Origin of the sequence: Clostridium sp. OM05-5BH (genome assembly GCF_003481505.1) — a bacterium.
Taxonomy (GTDB): domain Bacteria; phylum Bacillota; class Clostridia; order Lachnospirales; family Lachnospiraceae; genus Otoolea; species Otoolea fessa.
Genome location: NZ_QULJ01000003.1, coordinates 200047 through 225232 on the forward strand (window position 1 = coordinate 200047; position 25186 = coordinate 225232).

A 25186-nucleotide genomic window follows, 5' to 3' on the forward strand; every position below is an offset into this window, starting at 1 on the left:
TTGATTTTTACTTTTTGTTCGCGATTGAAGGAATATTCGCGAAATAAAAGGAATTAAACAAAAATCTAGTACAACTCCTCCACATTCTCAACTACTTTTCCATCTCTCCAGATGCGCTCCAGATCATAAAACAGTCTGTCATCGCGGGAGAAAATGTGTACGATCAGATCGCCGTAATCCATCAGGATCCATCCGGCAGTCTGGTACCCCTCGATCTGACGGCACTCATGACCGGCTTTGCCGAGTTCTTCCTCTACATTATCTGCCATTGCCTTTACCTGGCTGGCGTTGCTTCCGTCTGCGATGACAAAGTAATCAGCCAGTACAGATACTCCATGAATATCAATGACGCGAATATCTTCACCTTTTTTATCTTCCAGTGCCTTTACGGCAAGTTTGGTCAGCTCTTTTGCTTCCATGGGGGATTATCCTCCTCATTATTTTATTTGAATCCGGTTTCAAAAGAAAGCAGCTCTTCTGCCTGCCCTTTTTATAACCTGTTGGATAGAGTTCACAACATCACATTCACATCTTAATGTGTCTATTGATGAACATGACGTTCATGATAGTATTCCCAGGTCTGTTCGGTTGTATCATCCTCTGCCGTGCCCGTTTCCTTTAAATAATTGCGGGTGCTGTCCAGAATCTGATACAGCGCTTCGTCCAGATCTTCAAATGCAAGACGGCGGAGCTTCGGCAGATTTGGCGCCTTATCACGGCGCGGTTCGATGTAATCGGCTACGTACAGGATCTTGTCTAACAGGGACATCGCCGGTTTTCCGGTCGTATGGCAGGCGATTGCAGATAAGACCTCTGGATCGGTAATACCATACTTGTGTTCTGCCATCCACGCGCCTAATTTTGCATGAATCACAGCCGGAGCCCGCAGTTCACCTTCAGTCAGTTCAATGCCATGCTCCTGGCATTTGCAGATGATAGTCGCATCATCATAGCGCTTTGCACAGTCATGGAGAAGGCCAGCCATCTCCGCCTGATCCAGATTGGCACTGTAACGCATAGCCAGAGCCATGCATGTGTATGAAACACCCAGCGTATGTTCATAGCGCATCGGGTTCAATTTCTTTTTCAAATGCTTCCGTATCTCTGTAATTCTTTCGTCCATTACACATTTACCTCCTGATACAAGCCGTGCTGTTCGATATATTGACAGACTTCCTTCGGCACCAGGGAACGAACGTCTGCTGCGTGTCCTGCCCGGAAAGCCGCGCGGATCTCCGCCGAAGCGACATCCATTTCACGGCAGTGAAGACGCAGAATATGCGCCTGATATTTCTGGTTTAAATAGGAAATCTGCTCATCCAGCGAACGATCCGCCTCCTCATGCTCTCTTGCTGCCGCCAAAAATGTGACGGCTGGAAGAACATATTCGGGATGATACCATTTTTCAATGTCCATAATTGAGTCTGCGCCCGCGATAAAGAAAAATTCAACATCCGGATATTCTTCTTTCAATAAGCGAAGCGTGTCTGCTGTGTAGGTATTTCCGCCGATTCTGCGAAGTTCAAAATCAGACAGCTTAAAATAAGGATACGGCGCGATCGCAGCTGCAGTCATTGCCAAACGGTCCTTTGCCGCTGTGATCGTATGATCCTTTTTATGCGGCGGGATCCTGGAGGGCATATACCAGATGCAGTCAAGATCATATTCTTCATACGCCTGTCTTCCCAACATGATATGTCCATTATGGATCGGGTCAAATGTTCCCCCCATAATACCGATCTTTTTCATCGTCATCCGTATCCTTTCTGTCAGAGATTCATTCGCAGAATGCAGCCCCTTTATTTTGGCAGAACGATCTTACGTTTCTTCTCGTCCTTTGCCTCTTTATAAAGAACAATTTTCTTGCCGATTACCTGTACTACCTGTGCGTGGGTACGCTCAGCCAGAACGGCTGCCAGCTCATTGCCGTCATCGACGCAGTTCTTCAGAATATTCAGTTTAATTAACTCGCGGGCCTCCAGCGCCTCTGCCACAGCAGCGGTCAGTTCTGGTGTCAAGCTGGATTTGCCGATCTGGAAGATCGGATCCATGGTCATCGCGAGACCTTTTAAATAAGCTCTCTGTTTGCTTGTCATAAAATCTATCTCCTGTTAAAATTCAAACTCAGATCCAGTGTGGATTTCTGAGTTTGAAATATTGTAAATGTGTAACTATTCAGTAGGTCTGCGCATTTACTGCGCTGACCGTACGAAAACATGGACCAGCAGGCAAAAATCCCATTGCCGTAGGCAATTTTTAATGGATTTTTGCGCGTGACTGTGAAGGTACTGAACAGTTACGTAAATGTCAATTATTTATAGTAATCAAATTCAAGACCATACATACGAACTGTATCGCCCTCTTCGATGCCAGCCTCTTCCAGCTCAGCCAGAATACCGCTGTCCTTTAAGAATTTCTGGAAGAACTGGAAGCCCTTCTCAGAATCAAGGTTTGTGTAACCAAGCATCTTCTCGATCTTCGGTCCTTCTACCACATAAATACCATCTTCATTGCGTTCCACGGTATACGGAAGATTCTCGCCCTGATACTGGTATTCAAATTCTTTTTCGAAAATAACTGGCTTGCGGTCAACCGTTTTCAGCAGATCATTTACATGGTAAAGGAGCTCTTTTACACCCTGTCCGGTAACTGCAGAAATGGCAAATACCTGGATGCCTTCCGGCTCAAATTCGCGTTTTAAGCGCTCTACCGGGTCTTCCCAGTCCTCTTCGCCGATATTGTAAATCGAATCTACCTTGTTGGCGGCAATCACCTGCGGACGCTCTAAAAGCGACGGATTATATGCTTTTAACTCCGCATTGATGGTACGGATATCCTCAACCGGATCACGTCCCTCGACGGATGCCGCATCCACAACATGCACGAGAACCTTGGTTCTCTCGATATGGCGCAGGAAATCATGTCCCAGACCGATTCCCTGGGATGCACCCTCGATGAGTCCCGGAATATCTGCCATGACAAAGCCTTGTCCATCCTGCAGATCAACCACACCAAGATGCGGGTTCAGCGTCGTGAAATGGTAATTGGCGATCTTCGGACGCGCATTGGAAACACGTGAAAGCAAGGTCGATTTACCGACATTCGGGAAACCAACCAGACCAACATCGGCGATTACCTTTAATTCCAGCTGTACCCAGAGTTCCTGTGCCGGCTGTCCCGGCTGTGCATACTTCGGAACCTGCATCGTTGAGGTCGCAAAGTGCATATTTCCAAGACCGCCCTTGCCACCTTTTAAAATCACTTCTCGGCGATTCTCGCCGGACATATCTGCGATTACCTTGCCGGATTCAAAATCCTTGATAACGGTTCCTTCCGGAACCTTGACAATCAGATCCTCACCGTCTGCTCCGTGACAGCGGCGCTTTCCGCCCTGCTCTCCGTCGCCAGCCACATATTTGCGGACATGACGGAAATCGGTCAGGGTATTCAGTCCGTCGTCCACTTCAAAAATGACATCGCCGCCGCGACCGCCATCGCCGCCGTCCGGACCGCCAGCAGCTACGAAAAGTTCCCGGCGGAAGCTGACATGACCGTCGCCGCCTTTTCCGGATCTGATATAAATTTTTGCACTGTCGGCAAACATAAATACCTCCTTCTGATCTGAAAGAAGCTCCATACAATCCGTATGGAGCTTCTTTATAATTATTCGTTAATTGTTCTCGGGTAAACAGAAACCTGCTTTTTGTCTCTGCCCTTTCTTTCAAACTTTACGACGCCGTCAACCATAGCGAATAATGTATCATCTCCACCGCGTCCTACGTTCACACCTGGATGAATCTTGGTTCCGCGCTGTCTGTAAAGAATGTTGCCAGCTAATACGAACTGTCCGTCTGCTCTCTTCGCACCAAGTCTCTTGGACTCAGAATCACGACCGTTCTTTGTGGAACCAACACCTTTTTTATGAGCGAATAACTGAAGGTTCATTTTAAACATGCGTTACACCTCCCTGAATCGAATTTTAATGTATTTATCTCCATAACTCTCCGCGATATCGGTAAGTCCAAGTATCAGCGAATCCATCAGGAGTTTTGATTCCGCACTTACAGTACCGGTAAAATGAAAAATAAACTGACCTGTCTTTTCATCCACACTGCCCTTAAAACCGTCATCGGTAAATTTCTCCACCGAATTAGCCATATTGACAGTCAGAACGGATACAGCTGCACAGACAATATCTTTGCCGTACTCATCATATCCAGCATGTCCTTTTACTTCCACTCCCGTGGTACATCCTTTGGAATCGGAGTATACGTCTACTTGAATCATTTCAATTAAGCGTTGATCTTTTCGATCTTAACTTCTGTAAAGAGCTGTCTGTGACCATTTTTCTTATGGTAGCCAGTTTTTCTCTTATACTTGTAAACGATAACTTTTTTGCCTTTGCCTTCTTTAACAACTGTTGCGGATACAGTAGCACCCTCTACAGTCGGGCATCCGATCTTCATCTCACCGTTGTTAACAGCCAGAACCTGATCGAAAGTAACAGCTTCACCTGCAGCAGCACCGAGTCTCTCAACCTTGATTACATCGCCCTCGGCAACCTTATACTGCTTACCACCTGTTGCAATAATCGCGTACATCTGATGGCACCTCCTATTATCATTACTCGCCAGCTATGGCGGCTTGCGCACTTTTAGCCTCGCTGTGCGGCACACTTAGATATTCTAGCATCGGAATATGGATCTGTCAATGGTTTTTTCTTGAATTTGGGAGAAAATTTCAAACCAGTGTTACGGATAAAGCTGCTTTTTCCAAGTCCTCATAAGTACCACCAAATTGTTCAAGGGCTTGTTTCTTTGTTAGTATGCCTTTTTCAATCAGATTTAAAAGTATTTTAGCCTCACCCTTTGCCTTACCAACCTTCTCCCCTTCTGCAAACTCCGCCTTCCGTATCAGCTCCGTTTCCCGTTTTTCATCATACTCAAAAATACACACCTCTATCGCCTCCGCTCGATTCTTCCTCAGAAACTCTGCCAATATATTTTCATCGATACATTCCGTCACAGCCTTTTCAACCGCTTGATTGATATCTTTGTATTCAATCGCATACTGTCGTATTTTATGAACCAACAGCATATACTCTTTCAACAATCGGCAGGTTTCCAGGATCTCCAGATTTTTATCCAAATTGATATTTAAAACCTTCACAAGCAATTCCAGCTCAGGATGTTCTGTCTTCTGCATGAACGAATGTGACAATTTAAGCAGACCCTCCGCCTCCCGCTCTTTTTCTCCATTGTAGAATACTACAAAATGCGGTGTCGGCAGTTCCACCAATGCCGATGCGTACAAGGTCTGGTTCCGGACCAGCATCTGGTACTCTTTTGCCACATAGAACAGAAAACGCAGTGGCATATTCGGATTCCATGTCGATTGATGTTCATATAAGTTTAACTGCATATCCAGCAAAAATGCCTGATCGTTTTTCATATTCATATATACAGCATTTTTCAGCGTCACAATCTCCAATTCTTTCGGATCTGTATAATGCGAATGATTCACTGCATTGTACAGACTCAGCAGATTCTCCCTTGTGCTGAACAGCATCCGGAACAGCGTGTCCTTGTGATTTCTCCGCACCCTCATTAAATTTCCCATAATTCTCCCCTTTCTGACAGGAGAATCTGGCTTTTCTGAGAATCTCCTGCTCTTTCGTATTGCCAATTTGGATAAGCATAAGATTTCTCAGATTAATAATTAGAATATAAGATTGCTTGAATTGCAGATAAAGAAATATATATGCTTGATGAGTTAAATGTAACATATCTGGTTCGGATATGCAAGTAAGAATTTTGCAACTATTTATTCTGTAAATACGCCCAAACATATAACGGGTGTATTTCCTGTATGTGAAATGATACATACAATATGGCTAAAAGCGATTCTATATATTTGTGCAAAAATATAGAACCACATAGTACAAAAAGAGCAGAGGGATATATTTTTATATTTTACAACACATAAAACCATATCGCTCTGCCCTCATTATAAAAATTTATAACATGTTTGGATTCAATCTCTTTATATCCAACTACTCTCTCAACCCATACAAAATTTCTCCAATCACATTCTTATTCTGCTCATAGATCGCAGGAAGCTGACTCATTTCCAGAGGATTTGTACCTCTGCCTACCTCTATTGTCAGGCTGGGAATGTTTTTCTTCTGGAGCGCCCAGTCTTTATATCCGGCGGGATCGAGTTTGGTGTAGTCCGCATCTAATGGATATCCTGTGACGGCGGATGCCGACTCCGCAAACGCCTTGCTTTCGTTCAACAAATCGCCGGTCTGTGCGAAATACCAATAGATTACTTCGCCCTGTGTATGATAGCTTACCGTTCGTTTGAAAGGGTACTGCTCAGTCAGTTTTATCAGCGCCTTTGCTTCTTCCGTAGACGCCGGAGATGTCCCCTTATAGTGATCGGAGGAAGGATGTTCCAGATGATCGTTGTAAGAATCCCACATTGCATCAAAATTTCGATTCAGATCCACACCTTGTGCATTTGATTTCCAGGTTCTCAGATAGCTTCCTATTTCAACCGCTTGATCCAATTCGTAAATTTTGTAAATTTCCTGTCGGACCGTGGCGCTTCGGATTCCATCCATGCCAAACTGGCTGATGGAGACACCATCCGGATTTATCATTGGAACAATGTGAATTGCGATATTCTTCATTAAATCCTGATAGGAACATCCGCGATAGGATGCTGTCTGATCCGACAGGTTCTGCAGCAATGCTGCCGTCTGTCTCATAAGCAACGGCGTTGTGATATATTCCCGCGCATGAATGGAAGCAAACAGAAGAATCTGTTTCTCTGCATTTTCATTTCCGATTACCAAATGGTACAGATAACGCCCGTCGGGCGTCTTCCCGAGACTGTCGCCATGTAAAAGAGAAGGATATTTTATAATCAAGGTATGAATATCGTGCTCCATTGATTCATATGAATAAAGCGCGCTTTGCTCACATGATAAAGAGGCTGTGTCCGCCGCACAGGTATGGAGCCTGTGTCCGGCGGATAAGGTTAAAAGCAGAGAAAACAAACACAGCCATTTGATTTTCCAGCATAAAGTTCGTTTTATCATCGCATTAATCACTCAGATAAGATGCCAGAGCGTAACCCGTTTTTCCGAGATATGTAATCTTATAAAACCCATTTGATGCAGATTCAATATAGGAAACAGTTGCACCCAGCGGAATCTGGCAGATTTCTGTCGCTTTTGTCGATGGGCTGGTGCGAAGCGTAATGCTGTCGTTGCAGTTCACAACCCACATCGTCGTATAGGTGTTCGTTTTCGGCGGAGCTGGCTGGTAAGACAAATATGAAGCCAATGCATAACCCGTATCACCATGGTAAGAAACTTTATAAAACCCATTCTCGGAGGTTCCGATATAGCTGACTGCCTCACCGTACGGGATCTGACGGACAGCGGCAGCACTTGTGGACGGGCTGGTACGGAGCGAAATGCTTTCATTACAGTTCACCACATACATTGTTTCATATGTCTGAGAAGAAAGCGCCTCCGGTGTAGGTGCTGCAGCGGCAGCGGTTGTTTCATACGCCTGTGTGACGAATGCTTCTGTTTCCTCTGCTGCCTCGGTTGCTTCTACCGGACGTTCTTCTTCCGTCTCGCCTTCCCAGTTATCCCAGAGATCGCCACTCTCCTGTGTCTCTTCCGGCACCTGCTCTGCTTTCTTGCTTCCCAGGATAAACGCTGCACCGCAAGCGGCTAACAGCAAGATAACTCCTGCGAGTACAGCGATAATCGGAAATCCCTTTTTAGGAGGTTTCGGCGTAGGTGCTGTTGCAGGCTTTTGCATTTTAGAGAGAGCCGATGCTTGTTCCGGCTGTCCCGCTGAAAGCATGGAAGCCCCACATTTCGGGCAGAATTTTGTTTGCTCACTGATTTGATTTCCACATTTTGGACAAAACATTTCTTTGATTCTCCTTTTATATTTTTATACTGGGCATCCGGTTCAGCCCGAAAGCCCTCCTTCTTCATGCCAGGCAGCGCCATCCTCGATCAATGCTTTTAAGAAGAAATTAATTTCTACATTGCTGGTAATTGCCTCTGGCGCAACTCGGCGAATGACTTTTCCGTTCTGGATGTAATACTGATAGTGTTTTCCATCTGCGATCAGATAAATATAAATCGGATCTGAATAGCTATTAGGTGCCGCCGATGGATCATAAAAATATGCGATGGTAGCATTTTGATACCCCGCTTTACGGAATGCCGCATCTAAATTCGGACGCTCATCTGTAAATGGCTTGTAAGTCTGTTCGTATAAACGATCCGTTTCAATACAGCGGATTTTTTCAAGGCATTTTGCAAGAGATACTCTTTCTCCGTCAACTGCAAATACATTGGAATTAATAAAAAAGACACCTGGGTATAATGATAATTCATGAATTTTTCCATCAGCATACCAGATAAAAGTATCTCTGTTATATGCAGTGCAGCTTCCTTCCATATTAGAATTATCAACTATCATTTCAAAAATTCCATCGTTATTGAGATCTATAACAGAAAATGTGCTTATTCCTCCGTTTTCAATCGGTAATTCTCTTTTTTCTAACACATATTTCCGATAAGCCGCAACCGCCTCCCGGTTTATCTCATCCACATTTTCTGTTTCATCACTTTCCGCAGATGCATCTACGGTCTCTGCTGATGTTTCGTCTGCATTTTCAGCTAACTTCTCCTCAGAGGTTTCATCATTGTTTTCGCCGCTCTCCTTCTCCGCCACAACCGCTTTCCCAGCTCCCCAGTTATGCCCCATATGCAGTCCCACAGCTCCAACGCCTGCTGCCAGACATACCCCGGCGGCGCCGATGGCAATCTTGGTAGTCAGTCCGACCGCTCCGGCTTTGACAGCCGTAGAGGCTGCTATATCCATCTGTGCACCGCAATAGGTGCAGAATTTGGAAGGTTTTATCTGCTCTCTTCCACATTTTGGACAAATCATCTGTTTCGCTCCTTTTTCATACCTGAGCGGTAGGCGAATGATTTATGAATATAATCATTATTTATCGCTATGCCACCATGCTTTATCTTCAATATTGCTGTAATACCGCTGGTTCGGCACGATAACTCCGTTTCGGATCTCAAATACCTCCCAAATAACACCAGGGCGGTTGGTCGGAACGGTGAAAGTCGCGCTTAAACCATTGGAGGTATAGACGTTTACGACCGCCCCTGAATTGGACATATCATAGGAAGTAGGGTTATTACCGGAACAATCGGTAAAGTCAGCAACATAATATTTGTACAGACCATTTTTCAGCACCGGGATCGTCATCGTCTCCGGTCCGTAGCTGTCGGTATCATCGACGTCAAGGTTATTCCCAACGGCATCCTGTTTATTTCCATACCAGATATGATACGTGTCGTCCCCAAACGCGCTGTCATATGGGGTAAACAGGTGCGAATCGAGATCATATGGCGTCTCGCCCCAGGTCAGGACGATACGCACTTCGCCGGAGGCCAGCTTCGGGGAGGCGTTGATCTGAACGTCGTTCATGCCGGGACGGACCGCGAAGTTATAGTACGTGTTGTCATACCCCGATTTTGCCACTTCTGCCGTGTACATACCCGGATCCAGATTGACCGAAAAGATACCTTCGCCATCGGCCGTTCCCTGTGCATCGGCGCTTCCGTTTTTATTGTTAATACCTTTCCGGATATAAACCGTCGCATTGCGCAGGCGTTCCATGCCTTGTCCGTTGGCGGCATAGTTGAGTGCATCGAACAGCCGCAGATTGACGGAAAAGGCGCTCTCACTGCTCTTAACCATGTAAACCGGATTCTGATAATCAGACAAGGTCTGACCGCTGACAACGATTCCGAAAATATTGACCGATACGCAGGAGTCATAGGAAACGCGGATCGTATAACTGTATTCATCGGACGGAACCGCGATCTGGTACAATCCGTTGCTGTCCGTTTTCGCTTTGAAGAGGTTTTCCTGATTATTGCCGTCCGTTAAGAGAACATCCGCATCCGGAAGCGGGGTTCCATCCTCGTTATAGACATATCCGGTGATCTCGCTCAGTCCCTCGGCTGCCAGAACGATGTTATAGGTATTGTAAGCAGCGTTGATCATCCGCTTTTCCATCGTGTCGTAGTTCGCCTGCTGCTGTGCATCCAGGGACGAATAGAGATGGACACTTCCTGCCGGATTTGTTCCCTGCTGGGCGGATTTCTGCCCGATCACATAGTTTGTCTGGACGCCGCCGGAGACAACGCGCCATTTAGTCATGCAGTCATTGTAAAAATAGTAGCGCTGTCCGTCTTTCGTCGGAACGGCGTAGGACGGCACATAGTTGATATCATTACGCACAAAAATAAAACTCACTTTTCCGGCATCATCGTAATAATAATCGGTAATCTCCAGATGATCGCTGAAATATTCAATGCTGACAATCTTATTTACCTTGTTATTTTCCGGATTTGTATAGATTTCGTACTCCATCTTATTTCCGGTTGCCGCATTCTTCATCATTTTTTTGCTGATGGAATAGCCGTTGATCCGTCCATCATTGGCACTGTTCGGATCGACATCCTCCAGTGTATAGAACAGCGTCTTATCCCACGCATAATTGGTATCGCGGGCGCCCGGCGTATAATTTTCGGCAAATACGTCGATCATCAGTTCCTGACCGGCGGTGGAACCGGTGTTATATTTTGCAATCTTCTTTGCCAGATCGCTGTCTGACAGTGCAGCTGTCTCAATGGCTGATTCCTCCTCGGCGGATACAGTTTCACCGTCGGCGCTTGTCTCCGATATCTGCGTTTCATCACTGGCAAGAGAAGTTTCGGATTCACTGGAAGCATTCTTTTTCGATGCATACCATTTTCCGGCTGCCATACTGCCGCCCGCCACACAGGCTGCTGCTGCAACCCCGGCAACTGCCAGAAGGATCTTTTTGGGTCCGTTTCCTCTCGGAGAATTCCCGCTGTAAGGAATTTCTGGTTCATCCAGTGATTCCTGCCTTTTTTCGTATTCGGCTTTCTCCGACAATAACGGCTGACGATTCATCTGTGTCTGGTTCTGGTACATTGGCTGATTTTGGTAAGCTGGCTGCTTCTGAACCGGCGGTGCCTGAGTCGATGCACCAGAAGACCATTCCGCGATCGCTGCGCCGCAGTAGGTACAAAACTTCGGAGTACCTTTCAATTCTTTTCCACATTTCGGGCAAAACATATTTGTTCTCCTCACTTATTTATCGATTGTTCTTGTCAAAATGCTGATAATCTTTTGGATTTCTCCAGTCGCCGCCCCACTGGAAGCCATATTTGGTAAATATCTGATAGGCTAAGTCACTGTGGGTGATCACGTGCGGCAGACCGGTTGACCGGTCGATATAGTCATTGGCATTGGAATGCGACCACTTCGGTGAGCCAGTTGAGTATGATACATAAGGGTTCTGCTGTGGGTTTAAATCAATCGCTTTTCCATATGCATGATTGGAAAGTTTCTTTCCGCCGGTAACTGCCCGGAAACAGAATGCAGAGGTATTATTGACATCGATCGAAGCAGAATCCGTCGTGTCCGGATCTCCGGTCCAGTAGTTATCAACAAGATACATCGACTGAATCTGATACTTGGCTTCGAAAAGCTCCTGAAAGATCGCCTTGATATCCGCTTCAATGTCCTTGCTGACGATCATTTCACCCACCTGAATCTGTCCGTTAAAGTTGTAATGCGGCATTTTAAGATAGCGCAGGGAGCTGAGTGAAACGGTATCATTGGCACGGTAGGACTTTCCATTGATCCGGTTGTAGAGGTTATCGCCCTCCTCGATCTCCCAGCTGGAGAAATACTGGCTTAAATGGGAAAAATCGATCTGCGACTCATCCAAAATTGTTCCCGGTGCAAGACCGCTCAAACTCTGTAGGTATGGAGGTTCTGTTTCGGCGGGTTTCGTTTCTGGCTCTGTTTCCTGTGTTTCCGTCTGTGTCTCTCCCTCTCCCGCTTCTTCGATTCCCGCTGCTATTTTGTTTTCATCTTCATCGGAGGCAGTGTCCGTTTCTCTGCCTGCCATCTCGGTCGCTTCTCCCTGTTTCTCACCCATATGAAAGAAGGCGGCGGCAATCGCAACTCCCAGAATAACCAGGATCAGGACGCCCCCGATAGGGAACGTCCTTCGTCCTGTAACTGCTTGTTTCTTTCGGCTTTTCTTACTCATTGGCTGTGTACACTCCTACCTCTGCGATCGCCGTATCACGGTAAGTGGTGCCGGAATATACTTCTTCGACCATCAGGTTCATGCTGTCCGCCCATACCGGAGAAGAAAATACAACGACATGTTCTTTCATTTCATCGCTGAAATTTGCCTCGAATACCTGTCCACCCATAGTGATGCGAAGCTTTTTCGGACGGTTATTCTTGATATACCAGTCCTGGGAGCGGTGGTTACCCAGACGCAGGGTTAAAGCCTTGATCGGATAAGAAGCACCGAATCCCGCGGTGATCGACTCACCGATTCCATCATCGGAACGTCCTTCCTGCCAGCTTGTCTCCGGCAGCCCGTCAAATGCACTCCATGCATAATAGATGTGGTTAGCATCGACCATTTCTGCATTGGAACTCTGGGTCGTATTGCTCTGTAAAATGTTCAGTTTCGTCAACCCGGTCAGGTCGGGACTGCTGCCGGAGAGCAGGTTAATCGTCGGAGCAGCTGTCTCTGCCAGCGCTTTTGTTTCTTCTGCTGCTTCTGTTACATCCGTGGTTTCTCCGGAACGGTTTTCGTTCTCATCCTCGCTGCTATCATCTTGATCCCAGTCATCCCAGATATCCTCGCTAGAACTGGTTTCTTCAGCAGCTGCTTTATCACTGCCTTTTTGGCTTCCGATGAAAAAGGCGGCTCCGCCGATGGCGATCAGAAGAATCACACCGCCTAAAATCAGGATTACCGGCGATTTTTTCTGTGTCGGTTCTGGTTCCTGTACAGGCTGTCTCTGTACAGACGCAGGATTTTCAGGACGAGGGCGCTGTGCCTGAGGACTCTGCGCTGCCGCTGTCTGACGGGCTGCCTGCTGCTGCATGGACGGCTGCGGCGCCGTCTGGCTCGGCATCTGTTGTGCCTGCCCCGCCGCCCGCACCGGTTGTCCACACTTAGGGCAGAATTTAGCAGTATCTTTTATCTGATTTCCACACTTCGGACAAAACATAGATATCCCCCCTTTCTTTAATTCATCCGTGTTCCGCACTTACGGCAGAATCGCGACGGCTGTTCGTACACCTGACCACAGTTCGGGCAGATGAGCACCGGATTTTCCGGCATTGACGGATTGTTGTACACCGGTGCCGCAGGCTGTGCGGTTTCGCCGAGAATCTGCTTTTCCTGTTCCAGAAGTGCTGCTTCGGCGCGCTGCTGTTCGGCAATCTGTACCTCTTTTTCACGAATCAGGTTCAGTTTTTCTTCCATTGCTTCGGAAACAGGCGTTTCCTCCGCCGCCCAGTTCTGATATAATTCTCTGCCCAGCTCCATTTTCAGGGTGTCGATTTCCGTCTGAAGCGTGGTAATATACGTTTTGATCTTATTGATTTCCAAAAAATTTGCAGTTTTTACGTTTAAAATGGTAAGTCCCTTTGAAAATGTATTCTTGATGTCTGCCATATCTCATTCTCCTTTTTATCAATCAATATAGTAATAATTATCTTCGAGAATCCGGACATCCTCGTCCAGTTTTTCGGTTTTTCCATTCTTCCATAGATACAGGTCGCCTTCATACCGGCGGTCGCTGTAATCCTGAAGAAGTACCATCCGTCCATCGCTTAATGGAAAATATTCATAAATGTCTGAACCGTATTCAGTCACTTTTGTACCAGAGATTTCCCAGAGATCGGTATCCTTTCCCATCTCAGCTCCAGCTCCCCGCGCAAACAGACGGTTATTGTTTTTCTCTAAATATCCTACATCATCCAAAAGTTCGGTTCCATCGCAGCGAAGGCTTCCACGATAACGATCGTAGTTGTAATCTGTAATATAGTAGAGGTGGGAATCATCTACATAAAATGCGTATGAGAGATCACCGTTACTATCACTGAATGCACCATCATAATCATCATCGATGACAACAGCCTCTTTAAGACCATTTTGCGTGTAGGGAATTTTTTCAAGGCGTTCAACCTGGTAGGAGGAGGAACCATCCTTTGTCCGTTCTTCCAACACATCCCGGTAAATAACATGATTGACAGTGTCAATATGATAGTTATATTTACTTCCATATATAACATCCAACGAAGCACCCGGTGCCACGATGCGTGCAGGAACTTCTCCGTTGTAAAAATTGCTATGCAATTTGAAAAATTCGGCAGTTACCGATGAATCGCGTGAAACCTGTGAAAATGAGATGCGCGGCAACTGGTCATAGATAGCAGACACAGCTATATACGCTTTTTCCTGGGTTCTGCTGCTTTCTTCATCGATATAAATACAAGGATCGACGCGGTAAACATAATCGACATTGTCCATGATCCGCTTGCTTTCTTTTCCATCAAACAAGTATAGCTCATAGGTTTCCAGCGGGCTTGCGTTATTCAAGTCTTCTCTCTGCTGCTCTGCCCAGTAATCGTAGTATGATACGCTGTCATCAATCACAAAGTCCCTTATCTCGTAGCTTTTTCCTTTTACCGTGTAGTAAACGCATTTGTTCTGACTGCATGGAAATATTTCTTCTACATCGGAATCAACGCGCTTTGTCTCCATGCCTATCGCACAGTACAGGTCGGTGTCACTCGTTTTGTAGTAAACCGTGTTTAAATCATCCGTTGTGGATAAAATGTCCGTCACATCGGAATCCAGCTTTTCTTTTTCCCCTTTTCCGCCAATTGCGCTGCGGTAAAGGCGCTGTTCATCGTCCAGCCAGAGAAGGGAAGTTCCATCTTTGCTGACATAGTAGCTGGAAGCACCGGAACATAATTTTTCACTGTCTTCCTTTGTACATAGATATATATCCGACTGGTACCCGTTGGAAACGGAATATCCCTTGGTATAGATAATATTATCTCCATATAGCCCTACATGAGTAACGTCGCTGGCGATCTTCTCTTCGGTATCATTCTTTTCGCTGTCCTTTTTCAGGTCTCTGCGATAAAGAGTCCCCTCACTTCCTGAACCATACTTACCCGTGTAAAAAACATATCTTCCATCCGATGAATATGCAGTCTGGGAAGTCGGATAAGTGCTGGAACTGTCGCTTCGGATCCGATCGGTCAGTTCTAATGTTTTCTTTCCGTCGGTATAGTACAGTACATTGTCTTTTTCATAGGTAAAACCCTTTTGTGGGCTGCCACCGGAAGTACTGCCGCCCAATATTTTGGGGACCGCAAAAGCTGCGCCTGACACTATCACGACGGCTGCCCCCGCTGCAATCCATTTTCCGGTGCCGCCGGAGCTTTTTCGCGGATTCTTTCCGTCAGAGACGGGAGCTTTTCCTGGCGCGTTTGTATGAACCGGTGCCTGTCCGTTCAAAGGCGCGCCGCATTCCTGACAAAACTGGTCATCCCCTGCGTTTTTGGCACCACATTCCGGGCAGAACACTGCTTCCACTGTATTGTCTGCTGATTCTGCTGCCTGTTTCATCCTTACCGCCATTCCACACTCCGGACAATGCGCTGCATCATCCGGGAGTGGAGAACCGCAATTTTCACAAAATGCCATATATCTTCTCCCCTTTATCTGTTTTAGTAAGACCGAATCATATCAAAATTGCGATCCAGTTCATGTTCCATGTCAGTCCAATCATCCTCATCTGCATCCAGAATATCAATCTGTTTGCCCTTTGGAATCTCCACCTTCTCAGAGAGTGGTTTCAGGAACATGCTGAAAGTATCCCGATCATTCATCCATGTTTCAGTCCAGCCTGTGTCCAGCCGCGCTGTATCGACCGCGATTTCGATCGATTTGCCCTTGCTGTAATCAAGGAATTCTCCTCCCAACTCCAGTTTCGCATCATCTATATTTGCTTCCAGCTGAAATTCATCGTCTCTCTTATCATGTTCCAGTGTTAGCGATATACATGTATCCGACGAATCCTCCGATAAGATAATATCCCAGTCTGACTGCCAGAGATCCTTTGTGTTTTTTTCTGTCTTGTCTAATTTAAGACCAAGCCGGCTGGATCCGGAATCAGCGGTTATCGTGCCATTCATCTCACGGGTTGGAATGGAACCGCCTTCAAAATCAAAAGCAGCTTCAACATTATAGAGATTACCCTTATCGATACTGGTGGTAACTTCCAGATGCGCGGCATTTCCTTTTTTATCGACATACAGGATCATGTCGAGATCATCTACGTTGTCGTCAAAGAACGCTTCGATTCCATCGCTGCCGGAGCGGATTGCATCTTTTAATTTATCCATCTGCTCTTCAGCCTGGGAATCCGCTGAATCATAATGATTTCCTTCGAGCATACGGATAATTGTTAATACATCCTTGAGCCGAGCCATCTCGTTATTCTGAAGTTCATCATCGGATACCAGATATTTTCCGGCAGTTTTAACAAAATCAGCCAGATCCTTATGGGAAACAACCACGTGATAGCCCCGGCATTTCTGTGATTTTCCGTCTACGGTAAAACGTTTGGAATCTAATTTTTCAACTTCCATCGCATTTTTCAGTGTGTCAGCTGCTTTGGTTGTCTCTTTATAACGGTCATACAATTCGCTGAAATCAAAATACCGTTTTTTCCCCATAACTGCATCATGGAAGATTCCAGTTACTTCTGCTGCATATTTGAAATCTCCGGACTCGATATTCAGCTGTTCCCCCATAAAAGAAGATTCGACGCGCTTGTCTGGGCGGTTTTGATAGTCTAATGTGAGAACCGGTGAGATAAGCTCCGGGGCAGCAGCGGCTAACATCTGGTTATCCGCATACAGGGAAAATGTCCCCAGATCCATACCGCCCGCTTTCACAGCTGCATTCAGAAGAGCGGCATCCTTTTTGGTGTTTTTCGACAGATTCACATCGACGGCGAGGGAATCTGGAAGGCCAAGGCGTGAAAGTCCGTCGAAATCGAGAGAAACACCCATCGTACAATCTCCGCCCGCTGCCAGCTCCTGCAAATCTTTCAGTCCAAACGTCTGCTCCAGGTATCCGTCATCCATCGTCTCCACGATTCCGGTCAGGGCATCAGAGACAATATCTTTTTTGTTTTTCATCAGATGTCCGCCGCCAGCGATGGCAGTGCCGCCCGCTGCCAGCACAATAATTCCAGCGCCTGCGGCCGCCAGTGTCTTGCCGTGCAGAAAACCTTTTCCGGCTGCGCCTGCCGCGCGTGCAGCGCCTCTGCCGATTGGGCGTCCGGTGTTTGGATCAAAGCGATCCGGGGCTGCTGAACCGATCGGGAGACCGGTGTCCGGGTCGAAACGGTCCGGGCTGGCTGCGCCCTGTCCAAGGGGAAGCCCTGTGTCCGGATCGAAGCGATCCGGGGCAGCGTCCGTTGGCTGACTCTGTCCAAGCGGAAGTCCCGTCTCCGGATCAAAGCGATCGGGAATTGCGTTGCTTGGTGAAGCTTGTCCGACTGGAAGCCCCGTCTCCGGATCGAAAAGATCTGGTGCGGCATCGGTTGGCTGATTGTTCCCAAGTGGACGACCTGTCTCCGGGTCAAAACGCGGTGCGTCCTCTGGTTGTGGGTAAATCGGTTCACCCGTTTCCGGGTCATATAAGAAGTTTTCGTTTTGTTCATTTTTCATATCATTCTCCTTTTATTTTCTGCCTCCTACCACGTACTTCCCGTTATCTCAGCACTATACAACTGCCGTTTTTCATCCAGCGTCAGACTTCCGGCATACTCCGAAAACTTCCACTTCCCATCGCTTCCTTTTCGAAGGATATACTCCGGCTTCTGGTTGACTTTCGCCCATGCTCGCACGGTGGTGGAATCGTCCAGATTGGAATAGCCACGTGCATTCAGGTAGCTGATGATATCGGCTGCCATCGTCCGCTGGCTCTTTCTAAGATCTCCCAGCACCTCATCGTAAACTACGTCATAGTTTTCGTTTGCTTTTAAATGAATCGTATTTTCATCTTCCACTGTCACACTGGTTACCTCATAGTCCATCAGCGTCTCTTCGGCTACGTTGGAAAATCCGCCGGTTACCTGTTTCTTCATCTGCCACTGGATTGACCATGTGTTGTCGGCTGCTACTGTATTGTCTACATATTGTTCGAGCTGCTCATAGTGATGATTGTTCATATCTGTGATATAGCTTCTCAGATAACTTCCGAGCAGCGACTCGAAAAATTCATCGCCTGCTTTAATGTTCATCTCGCTTTCGCCGCCCTTGCTGCCGTCCTGTACATAGACGGAGACATCCCGGGTGTCAAGAATCGTTTTTGCGTCGTCCACTTCGTACTCTACGACGTAGTACTCTTTGATCTGACGGTAAATCTGGCTGTAAAATGCGTTCATATCTGCATTGAACTGCGCCATGTTTTTAAAGCTTCCGCCGGATGCCTCGGCAATCTGGCGGAGTTCTGCGTCTGCGCCGGAGGTGGATGTATCACCGATTCGCACGATGAAGACCGGAATCCGGTATCTCGATACGACGTTTACGACATCCTGTGCCGTATTGTAGCTGTGTTCATCTATTCCGTCGGTAAATGCAATGACGCATTTCGCACCTTCCTGACCGGAAACATCCTGTACGCCATAGATGATCGCATCATAGAGCTTCGTTCCTCCGTCTGCCACGTAGCTGCTGATCTCAGAATTTAACTGTCCGGCATCGGAGGTGAAATAGCCTGTTTTATCGATATCACTGTTAAACGGCGTCAGTTTGACGCGGTCGCCTGCGCCAAACTGTACGGTGTCGATGAAGTGATGCATGACATCCTTCGCTGCTTCCATATTTCCATTCTGCATACTTCCGCTGGTGTCCGCGAGAAGATCCATGTTTAAGCCTTCGTTCTCGTTCATCAGAACGGCTTTCTCCACGGAACGGCGCAGGAAATCGCCGGTGGCTGCATCGCGCTCCGATACATAGAACATATTCGGAGCCAGATTTTTAACACTTTCCCCGCTGCCTGAATCGCGGACATCCAGATACAGGCGGATCTTTGGAAATTCCGAAAAATCGTACTGAACGACAGATACATCCAATCCCGTTTTCTTTGCAGCTGCCTGTGCGGCGTATTCCTTCCACTCAGCTGCAAGAGCTTCGAATTGTTTGTATTTTCCATTCTGAATCAATTCTTTCGCCTGTTCTGAATACTGCGACATCTGGGAAAGCTGTTCATCCGTCGCATAGCCCGGATCCTGTGCGGTCAGCTCTTCCAGTTTTGATGTCTCTTCGCTGTCCAGCCGGGTCTTGACGGCTGCCTCAAAATCTGCCATCTGCTGGATAAATGCGATCTGTCCCTTATAGTCGGATTCCTGCATCTGTTTTCCCTGATCCAGAAATGCATTCAGTTTTTCTTTTTCTTCCTCCGTCAGCGGGCATTCCTGAAGGACGGCTTTTTGTTCGGACAGCCATCCATAGAGTCCGCCGCTGGCTTCCACCAGACTTGCCAGTTCTTTCTGCTGGCGGACAATGGTTGTATGATGCTGATACCAGGCAAATCCGCCGCCCGCCCCCGCCAGGACGAGGACAGCTGCGGCTGCCGCCCAGATTTTCTTTTTAAAGGATGAGGATTTTCTCCGTCTGTGGGGAAGATTTCTTGATTCTCTGTCATAGTCTTCCTCGTCCTCATAGTCGCCGTCTGTATCTTCGCTATCTTGACTGAGATGTTCCATCTGTTCCTCGTCCGAAATAAAACCGAGCTTCTTTTCTATCTCTGCCAGGGCAAGGGTGCTGATGTATTCCGGATATTCCGTATTTTCATAGAGTGCCAGAAGCCCCCGCTGAATCGTCGCTGTATTTAGGATTTCCGGAAATGTCTGTTCTGGAACACTGCTTCTAAGCCGCGTCAGAAGTCCCTTTTGTGCATAATAAAGCCGTGTCTCGACAGTCTGGCTCTGGCATCCAAAACAGTCTGCCAGTTCATCAAATGACAATCCGTCCATATAGAAGCCCCAGACTGCCGTCTTCTGGAGCGGCGGCAGCTGATTCAATGCTTCCGCCAATACCGGGATCAGGCTGTCATCGAGGATCGCGCTTTTATCTTCCTCCGGAAGGGTCGGGGCATTGCCTGCATGAACCGAAGATACCGTTCCCTGTCTGGCTGCCAGAAGCTTTTGTCCTTCTTTCAGAATCCAGCTGGCAAGCCATCCATCAACCTTTTCTTCCGATGTGGGTATTGCCTGTGCTTTATATAAATCCGTATAAAATGTCTCAACAAATTTCCATGCTTCTTCGTCCTGCCGGACCATCGTCCGGGCATGAAAAAAGGCGAATTTACCGGTCAACCGGTAAAGCTCTTCCAAAGCCTTCTGGTCTCCCGCGTAAAATCGCCTTAATAATCCCGTAATCTGCTGCTCGTCCATCCCTTTGTCCTCCGTAAAACAAGTAGAAAAAGAGCTGGGAGTCCTGATCAACTTCCAGCTCTTCCCCTGTCGGATATACAAAAAGCAAGGTGTCCCGCGCATCACGTCACACCTTGCCTAAATGTACAGCAAATAAACCACAGCCCGTTTTTTGTCTTGCCTAAATGCCTTGCTTGCATTATAATAGACTACGAGCGTAGTAGGGTAGCTTCCTTGTGATCTGTGTTCGCCAAAACACTTATCACACCTGTCAGTGTGTTGGAGCACATTGACAGGTGCTATGCTTTTTATTTTTCCTATATATAATCTTATCACACACTGATTGTTTCTTCAACATTTTTCAGTATTTAACAGAAAAAATGGTTAGAGTCTCCTACTACTATTTATTCCAATCAGCCAGGGCTGCAAACCGCTTTCCAATCTCCACTAATATCTCCGCCGTCTTCTGAAGCGAATCCACCGGAATAAATTCATATTTTCCATGATAGTTATATCCGCCGGTGCAGAGATTCGGGCACGGGAGCCCCATGTAGGAGAGGCGGGCGCCGTCGGTGCCGCCGCGGATCGGAACGACCTCCGGCTCGATGCCGCAGGCTGTCATCGCCTCTTTGGCGGTATCGATCAGGTACATGCACGGCTCAATTTTTTCTTTCATGTTGTAGTAGCTGTCCGTTACTTCGGCGATCACGGTGCCCTTACCGTATTTGCGGTTCAGGAAATCGGCGGCTTCGGCGAAAAATTTCTTTTTCTGTTCAAATTTTTCATGGTCGTGATCGCGGATGATATAATTTAACTGCGCCTCTTCTACATTTCCGCTCATTTCATCCAGGTGATAGAATCCCTCATAACCTTCTGTGTACATCGGATTTTCGAAGACCGGCAGCAGGCTTTGAAATTCCATGCCGATGAGAATGGCATTTTTCATCTTGAGCTTCGCATCACCCGGATGGATGCTGGCTCCCTGAATCCGGACTTTGCCGGAAGCGGCGTTGAAATTTTCATATTCGATCTCGCCGATCGGACCGCCGTCTACCGTGTAAGCAACCGCTGCGCCGAAGTCTTTCACATCGAAACGATCCGCGCCGCGTCCGATCTCCTCGTCCGGCGTAAACCCGATGCAGATCTCACCGTGCGGAATCTCCGGATGGGTCAGGAAATATTCGGCCATCGTCATGATCTCTGCCACTCCCGCTTTGTCGTCGGCGCCCAGAAGCGTGGTTCCGTCGGTTACGATCAGATCCTGACCTTTTAAGTCGGCTAAAAACGGAAATTCTGAAACTTTCATGACAATTTGTTTTTCTGCATTTAATACGATATCTTTGCCGTCATATGCCTGGACGATGCGCGGCTTTACGTTTGTTCCGGTTAAGGACGGCGCGGTGTCCATGTGGGAAATGAAGCCAAGTGCCGGGATGGTGGTTTTCTGTCCAACGCCGGATGCACCGTGAGCAGACGCAGTGCTGAAAGAAGCTTCCGCTTCTTGCGGTGCAGAGGTACTGCCTGTATTATCCGGAATGCGTGCAAATAAGTATCCGTACTCGCTCATCCGCACATCGGATGCACCCATTTCTTCCAGCTCGCGTTTCAGCTCATTGGCTAACAGAAGCTGTTTTTCCGTGCTCGGGCAGGTGTCATATGCCTCGTCTGACTGCGTATCATATGATACATATTTCAAAAAACGTTCTACGGCTGTTGTCATGAAAAATCATCCTCTCTTTCTCCTAAATCCCGGCTCAGCGGTTCCAGATAATGGACTAATATATCCCGGTGGCTTTTGATGCGCCACGTTTTATCCATTTCCTCATATGTAAAACTCTTTCGTCCGCCCTGCTGCATCCGCTCCCAGTATGCGTCCAGATGGAAAAATGGCAGGTAGTAAAGTTCATCCCTCTGTGAAAAATATATAATTAAGAAAGCAATCCCGCCCTGCTCTTCAAATTCCCGCATAAATGCAACCTGATGCGGATGGACGTTCTGCAGTGGAAATGTATCTGCCGCGCATTCTTTCGCATCAAAGCAGACCGGGACGCCCTGAATCGCGCCGATGTAATCGACGGTACTCTTCTGGTCGAAATACGCCAGCGTGATATGGCGGCTGGTTTTATCGATCGAGACGGGTGTGATCGGCGTCGGGATTTTCTGGATCAATGCCAGCTTTTTCTCACGGTAAAGATCGTTTGTGTGGTTTATCATATCCTCCAGGGTTGAACCACGAAGTCCCCGGCTGTTCCAAGTCCCCATGTTGTTGCTCCTCCACTTATTTTTTTGATTTTTCGCACAATTTAAAATTTACGGGCGATGATTGGCTGGGCGTTTTGGAGCTGATTTCATCATCTCTTCCATCTGTTTCATCTCCGCTGGCATAGGCGCGGTAAATTCTTTGCCCGCCAGATATGAAAGCGGCTCGGAGATCGTTTCCGGCATTACCAGCCGCCACGCATGAAGCATCTGCGAACGGACGCCGAAGCGTTTCTTCACTTCCTCATTGACCCGGGGATCGCCGTACTTTGGATCCCCGGCGATCGGGTGTCCGATGGAAGCCAGGTGGGCGCGGATCTGGTGGGATCGTCCGGTGATCAGATGAACCTCCAGAAGGGTATATCCATTTCCAGATACCAGCGGTCTGTATGCAGTCCGGATCGGCAGACTTCCAGGGGTCTCCTCTTTTCGGATCGACACCTGATTCGTCTTTTCATTTTTCGTCAGCCATCCCTCGATGCGGGCTTCGCCTTTTACGATTCCCCGCACGACGCAGACATAATATTTTCCCAGACTCCGGTCCTTGATGACCTCGGACATGATCTGCAGTCCCGGCAGGGAACGTCCAGCTGCCACGATGCCGCTTGTGTTGCGGTCGAGGCGGTTGCAGACGGACGGACGGAAGCACGCCAGGTCCTCTTTCTTTAATTTGCCGGAATCCAGCAGATAGTCAATCAGGTATTCAACCAACGATTCATCCGTCTCTTTCGCTTTCTGGGACAGCATTCCAGATGGCTTATTGATCAGTAAAATATGTTCGTCCTCGTAGACGATATCGAGCTTTTTCTTTTGAACCTTCTGAATCTTCACTTCCGAAAATTTCTCGATCGTCTCCTCTGCCAGAAACAGCTTGATCTCATCGCCCTCGGTCAGATGTTCGGAACCGTCGCATTTTTTTCCATTCAGGGTAATGTTTTTCTTCCGCATCATTTTATAAATGAAGCTTTTTCCCGCCAGATTCAGATATTTTGCCAGCAGCTTGTCCAGGCGCTGCCCCGCCTCATTTTTAGATACTGTCAGCATCCGCATGGCTGCCGCCTCCCTTTTTTACATCGATAATCCTTTTATTACGCGCACACCGTACTCTACAGTTCCATCGTCCTCATACTCTGACGCCGGTTTCAGGCTGTGAATCCGCTTGTCAAAGGTGCTGCGGGAAGTCACGATTTTCAGGTTCGGATCCAGTTTGTTAGCCTTTAACAGTTCATTTAAACCTGCCTCCGCGCGCTTTACATTCAGCTTTGGATTAATGCAGTACACATAGATGCCGGTCGGGTGAACGACGGTCACATCGGACGGAATCACATCTTCCGGTGTCGTCAGAACCAGATCATAGAGAACTTCAAATTTTTCCTCATACGGCATATAAGCCGCATGAAACGCCTGCTCCGGCGTATGGTATTTGAAAATGGCAATCAGCGGGGAAGCGAGATTCGCCGCCGGAAGTACCGTGACGATCGCCATGACCGTCAGAATTTTTTTGACGGAATCATTGTCTGTAAAAGACCGCCCAACCAGCTGTGCGATGATAAATAACGCCAGAAGTGCGATGATAAAAAGCTGTTTCCGCTTGAAATGATTGCGGTAGCCATAATCGCCTTTTTTTATCTTTTTCACGGTGTAAAAATCCTTTCTATCATGTTTTTATTGAATGATACTAGCTTTTTGTCTGATTTAATGGTTTAACGCCTGCATCGCGCGCAGAATCCATTCATGCGGCACTACCTTGCAGAGCACAAAGAATGCCTTCATCCATACGCCGTAAACTGACACGCTTTTTCCCGCCATACAGTCGCGGATGGCAAGTTTTACAACTTTGTGCGGATCTGCCATCACCAGACGCTTATAAAGAGGAATCTCCCCGGTTGTCTCGGCAATGTCGAAAAACTCGGTTTTGACCGGTCCGGGGCAGACCGCCGTCACACCGATTCTGCGCGGGCGGAGTTCTTCCCGCAGGGCGCGGCTGTAGCTTAAGACAAATGCCTTGGTTGCCGCATAGATGGCAAATCCCGGCTGCGGCAGAAAGGAGGCTGCTGACGCGAACTGTAGAATCCGGCTGTTTTCGCTCATATAGGGAAGCACCATATGCGTGACCGCGCACAGCGCCTTGCAGTTGAGCTCTACCATTCCCGTTTCATCGTCAAGCGGCAGGTTCCCAACCGTTCCGATTTTACCAAAGCCGGAAGCATTTACCAAAAGCTTTACGTTGGGCTTGCGCGCCGCCAGCTCGTTTTCCAGCGTCTCCCGCTGGGATGCATCCGTCAGATCGATGGCGAAACACCGCGCCGGGATCGGCAGCGTCCGTTCCAGCTCCTGCATCCGGTCCATCCGGCGGGCAATCAGCCAGACTTCCTGAAGTCCCGAAAAGCGATCCGCCAGCTGTCTGGCTGCCTCGCGCCCCATGCCGGAAGAGGCACCTGTAATTATCGCAATTTTCATGAGAAATTCCTCCCGTCTCAAGTATGT

The 25186-nt window shown here is 47.6% G+C and carries 24 protein-coding genes; all 24 read right to left on the reverse strand.

All coding sequences use genetic code 11. The features are described from left to right. Positions 1 to 65: 65 nt before the first annotated feature. The 24 genes from rsfS to DXB70_RS05800 all read right to left on the reverse strand — a co-directional run bounded on the left by rsfS (position 66) and on the right by DXB70_RS05800 (position 25159). Positions 66 to 419 carry a ribosome silencing factor gene (gene rsfS / locus DXB70_RS05685; RefSeq protein WP_118672845.1) on the reverse strand — a complete coding sequence of 118 codons (354 nt, stop codon included), beginning with the start codon at positions 417 to 419 and terminating at the stop codon, positions 66 to 68. Positions 420 to 541: 122 nt separating this feature from the next. After that, positions 542 to 1123 carry a bis(5'-nucleosyl)-tetraphosphatase (symmetrical) YqeK gene (gene yqeK, locus DXB70_RS05690; RefSeq protein WP_022359429.1) on the reverse strand — a complete coding sequence of 194 codons (582 nt, stop codon included), beginning with the start codon at positions 1121 to 1123 and terminating at the stop codon, positions 542 to 544. Continuing rightward, positions 1123 to 1755, reverse strand: coding sequence for a nicotinate-nucleotide adenylyltransferase (nadD, locus tag DXB70_RS05695; protein WP_333549079.1), 633 nt, complete (start codon positions 1753 to 1755; stop codon positions 1123 to 1125). Before nadD ends, yqeK begins: the two co-directional genes overlap by 1 nt. Before the next feature lie 44 nt (positions 1756 to 1799). Then, entirely contained in the window at positions 1800 to 2096 is a 297-nt protein-coding gene (gene yhbY / locus DXB70_RS05700; RefSeq protein WP_022359431.1) for a ribosome assembly RNA-binding protein YhbY, read from the reverse strand. Positions 2097 to 2311: 215 nt separating this feature from the next. Next, positions 2312 to 3604: a GTPase ObgE gene (obgE, locus tag DXB70_RS05705; protein ID WP_118672846.1), complete on the reverse strand. Its 1293-nt coding sequence runs from the start codon at positions 3602 to 3604 to the stop codon at positions 2312 to 2314. Between the two features lie 59 nt (positions 3605 to 3663). Next, positions 3664 to 3954 (reverse strand): 50S ribosomal protein L27, encoded by a 291-nt coding sequence (rpmA, locus tag DXB70_RS05710; RefSeq protein ID WP_022359433.1) that lies wholly within the window; start codon positions 3952 to 3954, stop codon positions 3664 to 3666. Between the two features lie 3 nt (positions 3955 to 3957). Then, positions 3958 to 4287: a ribosomal-processing cysteine protease Prp gene (locus tag DXB70_RS05715; protein WP_022359434.1), complete on the reverse strand. Its 330-nt coding sequence runs from the start codon at positions 4285 to 4287 to the stop codon at positions 3958 to 3960. Positions 4288 to 4292: 5 nt separating this feature from the next. Then, a complete protein-coding gene (gene rplU, locus DXB70_RS05720) occupies positions 4293 to 4601 on the reverse strand; it encodes a 50S ribosomal protein L21 (RefSeq protein WP_106999905.1) in 309 nt (102 codons plus the stop codon). A gap of 139 nt (positions 4602 to 4740) precedes the next feature. Beyond that, positions 4741 to 5619, reverse strand: a complete 879-nt coding sequence (locus tag DXB70_RS05725) for a transposase (protein WP_118672847.1) — start codon at positions 5617 to 5619, stop codon at positions 4741 to 4743. Positions 5620 to 6052: 433 nt separating this feature from the next. Beyond that, complete coding sequence (locus DXB70_RS05730; protein ID WP_147354042.1) at positions 6053 to 7105, reverse strand: M14 family zinc carboxypeptidase; 1053 nt, start codon at positions 7103 to 7105, stop codon at positions 6053 to 6055. A 4-nt stretch (positions 7106 to 7109) separates the two neighbouring features. Further along, positions 7110 to 7955 carry an SH3 domain-containing protein gene (locus DXB70_RS05735; protein ID WP_118672849.1) on the reverse strand — a complete coding sequence of 282 codons (846 nt, stop codon included), beginning with the start codon at positions 7953 to 7955 and terminating at the stop codon, positions 7110 to 7112. A gap of 42 nt (positions 7956 to 7997) precedes the next feature. After that, positions 7998 to 8921 carry a hypothetical protein gene (locus DXB70_RS05740; protein WP_147354043.1) on the reverse strand — a complete coding sequence of 308 codons (924 nt, stop codon included), beginning with the start codon at positions 8919 to 8921 and terminating at the stop codon, positions 7998 to 8000. 126 nt (positions 8922 to 9047) lie between these two features. Beyond that, on the reverse strand, positions 9048 to 11228 hold the full coding sequence (locus tag DXB70_RS05745) for a carboxypeptidase regulatory-like domain-containing protein (protein WP_118672851.1): 2181 nt from the start codon (positions 11226 to 11228) through the stop codon (positions 9048 to 9050). Between the two features lie 19 nt (positions 11229 to 11247). After that, positions 11248 to 12213: a M15 family metallopeptidase gene (locus DXB70_RS05750; protein WP_118672852.1), complete on the reverse strand. Its 966-nt coding sequence runs from the start codon at positions 12211 to 12213 to the stop codon at positions 11248 to 11250. Continuing rightward, positions 12206 to 13198, reverse strand: a complete 993-nt coding sequence (locus DXB70_RS05755; RefSeq protein WP_118672853.1) for a zinc-ribbon domain-containing protein — start codon at positions 13196 to 13198, stop codon at positions 12206 to 12208. The genes DXB70_RS05750 and DXB70_RS05755 overlap by 8 nt, the downstream gene beginning before the upstream one ends. 17 nt (positions 13199 to 13215) lie before the next feature. Continuing rightward, a complete protein-coding gene (locus tag DXB70_RS05760) occupies positions 13216 to 13647 on the reverse strand; it encodes a zinc ribbon domain-containing protein (RefSeq protein WP_118672854.1) in 432 nt (143 codons plus the stop codon). Between the two features lie 18 nt (positions 13648 to 13665). Then, on the reverse strand, positions 13666 to 15693 hold the full coding sequence (locus DXB70_RS05765) for a zinc ribbon domain-containing protein (protein ID WP_118672855.1): 2028 nt from the start codon (positions 15691 to 15693) through the stop codon (positions 13666 to 13668). A 23-nt stretch (positions 15694 to 15716) separates the two neighbouring features. Further along, the gene (locus tag DXB70_RS05770) at positions 15717 to 17729 is read right to left on the reverse strand and encodes a hypothetical protein (protein ID WP_118672856.1); all 2013 of its coding nucleotides are present in this window, start codon (positions 17727 to 17729) and stop codon (positions 15717 to 15719) included. Between the two features lie 26 nt (positions 17730 to 17755). Then, positions 17756 to 20461: a VWA domain-containing protein gene (locus tag DXB70_RS05775; RefSeq protein ID WP_182448420.1), complete on the reverse strand. Its 2706-nt coding sequence runs from the start codon at positions 20459 to 20461 to the stop codon at positions 17756 to 17758. 379 nt (positions 20462 to 20840) lie between these two features. Then, positions 20841 to 22160, reverse strand: a complete 1320-nt coding sequence (gene pepT, locus DXB70_RS05780; protein ID WP_118672858.1) for a peptidase T — start codon at positions 22158 to 22160, stop codon at positions 20841 to 20843. Further along, positions 22157 to 22702 (reverse strand): Holliday junction resolvase RecU, encoded by a 546-nt coding sequence (locus tag DXB70_RS05785; RefSeq protein ID WP_022358599.1) that lies wholly within the window; start codon positions 22700 to 22702, stop codon positions 22157 to 22159. Before DXB70_RS05785 ends, pepT begins: the two co-directional genes overlap by 4 nt. 48 nt (positions 22703 to 22750) lie before the next feature. Then, on the reverse strand, positions 22751 to 23749 hold the full coding sequence (locus DXB70_RS05790) for an RluA family pseudouridine synthase (protein WP_118523354.1): 999 nt from the start codon (positions 23747 to 23749) through the stop codon (positions 22751 to 22753). Positions 23750 to 23767: 18 nt separating this feature from the next. Beyond that, positions 23768 to 24337, reverse strand: coding sequence for an O-linked GlcNAc transferase-like protein (locus DXB70_RS05795; RefSeq protein WP_118672859.1), 570 nt, complete (start codon positions 24335 to 24337; stop codon positions 23768 to 23770). Positions 24338 to 24394: 57 nt separating this feature from the next. Next, on the reverse strand, positions 24395 to 25159 hold the full coding sequence (locus DXB70_RS05800; RefSeq protein WP_106999908.1) for an SDR family NAD(P)-dependent oxidoreductase: 765 nt from the start codon (positions 25157 to 25159) through the stop codon (positions 24395 to 24397). Positions 25160 to 25186 lie beyond the last annotated feature (27 nt).

Coding starts and splice junctions, on each gene's coding strand:
- rsfS (WP_118672845.1), bottom strand. CDS start 419: ATGGAAGCAAAAGAGCTGACCAAACTTGCCGTAAAGGCACTGGAAGAT.
- yqeK (WP_022359429.1), bottom strand. CDS start 1,123: ATGGACGAAAGAATTACAGAGATACGGAAGCATTTGAAAAAGAAATTG.
- nadD (WP_333549079.1), bottom strand. CDS start 1,755: ATGACGATGAAAAAGATCGGTATTATGGGGGGAACATTTGACCCGATC.
- yhbY (WP_022359431.1), bottom strand. CDS start 2,096: ATGACAAGCAAACAGAGAGCTTATTTAAAAGGTCTCGCGATGACCATG.
- obgE (WP_118672846.1), bottom strand. CDS start 3,604: ATGTTTGCCGACAGTGCAAAAATTTATATCAGATCCGGAAAAGGCGGC.
- rpmA (WP_022359433.1), bottom strand. CDS start 3,954: ATGTTTAAAATGAACCTTCAGTTATTCGCTCATAAAAAAGGTGTTGGT.
- DXB70_RS05715 (WP_022359434.1), bottom strand. CDS start 4,287: ATGATTCAAGTAGACGTATACTCCGATTCCAAAGGATGTACCACGGGA.
- rplU (WP_106999905.1), bottom strand. CDS start 4,601: ATGTACGCGATTATTGCAACAGGTGGTAAGCAGTATAAGGTTGCCGAG.
- DXB70_RS05725 (WP_118672847.1), bottom strand. CDS start 5,619: ATGGGAAATTTAATGAGGGTGCGGAGAAATCACAAGGACACGCTGTTC.
- DXB70_RS05730 (WP_147354042.1), bottom strand. CDS start 7,105: ATGATAAAACGAACTTTATGCTGGAAAATCAAATGGCTGTGTTTGTTT.
- DXB70_RS05735 (WP_118672849.1), bottom strand. CDS start 7,955: ATGTTTTGTCCAAAATGTGGAAATCAAATCAGTGAGCAAACAAAATTC.
- DXB70_RS05740 (WP_147354043.1), bottom strand. CDS start 8,921: ATGGATATAGCAGCCTCTACGGCTGTCAAAGCCGGAGCGGTCGGACTG.
- DXB70_RS05745 (WP_118672851.1), bottom strand. CDS start 11,228: ATGTTTTGCCCGAAATGTGGAAAAGAATTGAAAGGTACTCCGAAGTTT.
- DXB70_RS05750 (WP_118672852.1), bottom strand. CDS start 12,213: ATGAGTAAGAAAAGCCGAAAGAAACAAGCAGTTACAGGACGAAGGACG.
- DXB70_RS05755 (WP_118672853.1), bottom strand. CDS start 13,198: ATGTTTTGTCCGAAGTGTGGAAATCAGATAAAAGATACTGCTAAATTC.
- DXB70_RS05760 (WP_118672854.1), bottom strand. CDS start 13,647: ATGGCAGACATCAAGAATACATTTTCAAAGGGACTTACCATTTTAAAC.
- DXB70_RS05765 (WP_118672855.1), bottom strand. CDS start 15,693: ATGGCATTTTGTGAAAATTGCGGTTCTCCACTCCCGGATGATGCAGCG.
- DXB70_RS05770 (WP_118672856.1), bottom strand. CDS start 17,729: ATGAAAAATGAACAAAACGAAAACTTCTTATATGACCCGGAAACGGGT.
- DXB70_RS05775 (WP_182448420.1), bottom strand. CDS start 20,461: ATGGACGAGCAGCAGATTACGGGATTATTAAGGCGATTTTACGCGGGA.
- pepT (WP_118672858.1), bottom strand. CDS start 22,160: ATGACAACAGCCGTAGAACGTTTTTTGAAATATGTATCATATGATACG.
- DXB70_RS05785 (WP_022358599.1), bottom strand. CDS start 22,702: ATGGGGACTTGGAACAGCCGGGGACTTCGTGGTTCAACCCTGGAGGAT.
- DXB70_RS05790 (WP_118523354.1), bottom strand. CDS start 23,749: ATGCGGATGCTGACAGTATCTAAAAATGAGGCGGGGCAGCGCCTGGAC.
- DXB70_RS05800 (WP_106999908.1), bottom strand. CDS start 25,159: ATGAAAATTGCGATAATTACAGGTGCCTCTTCCGGCATGGGGCGCGAG.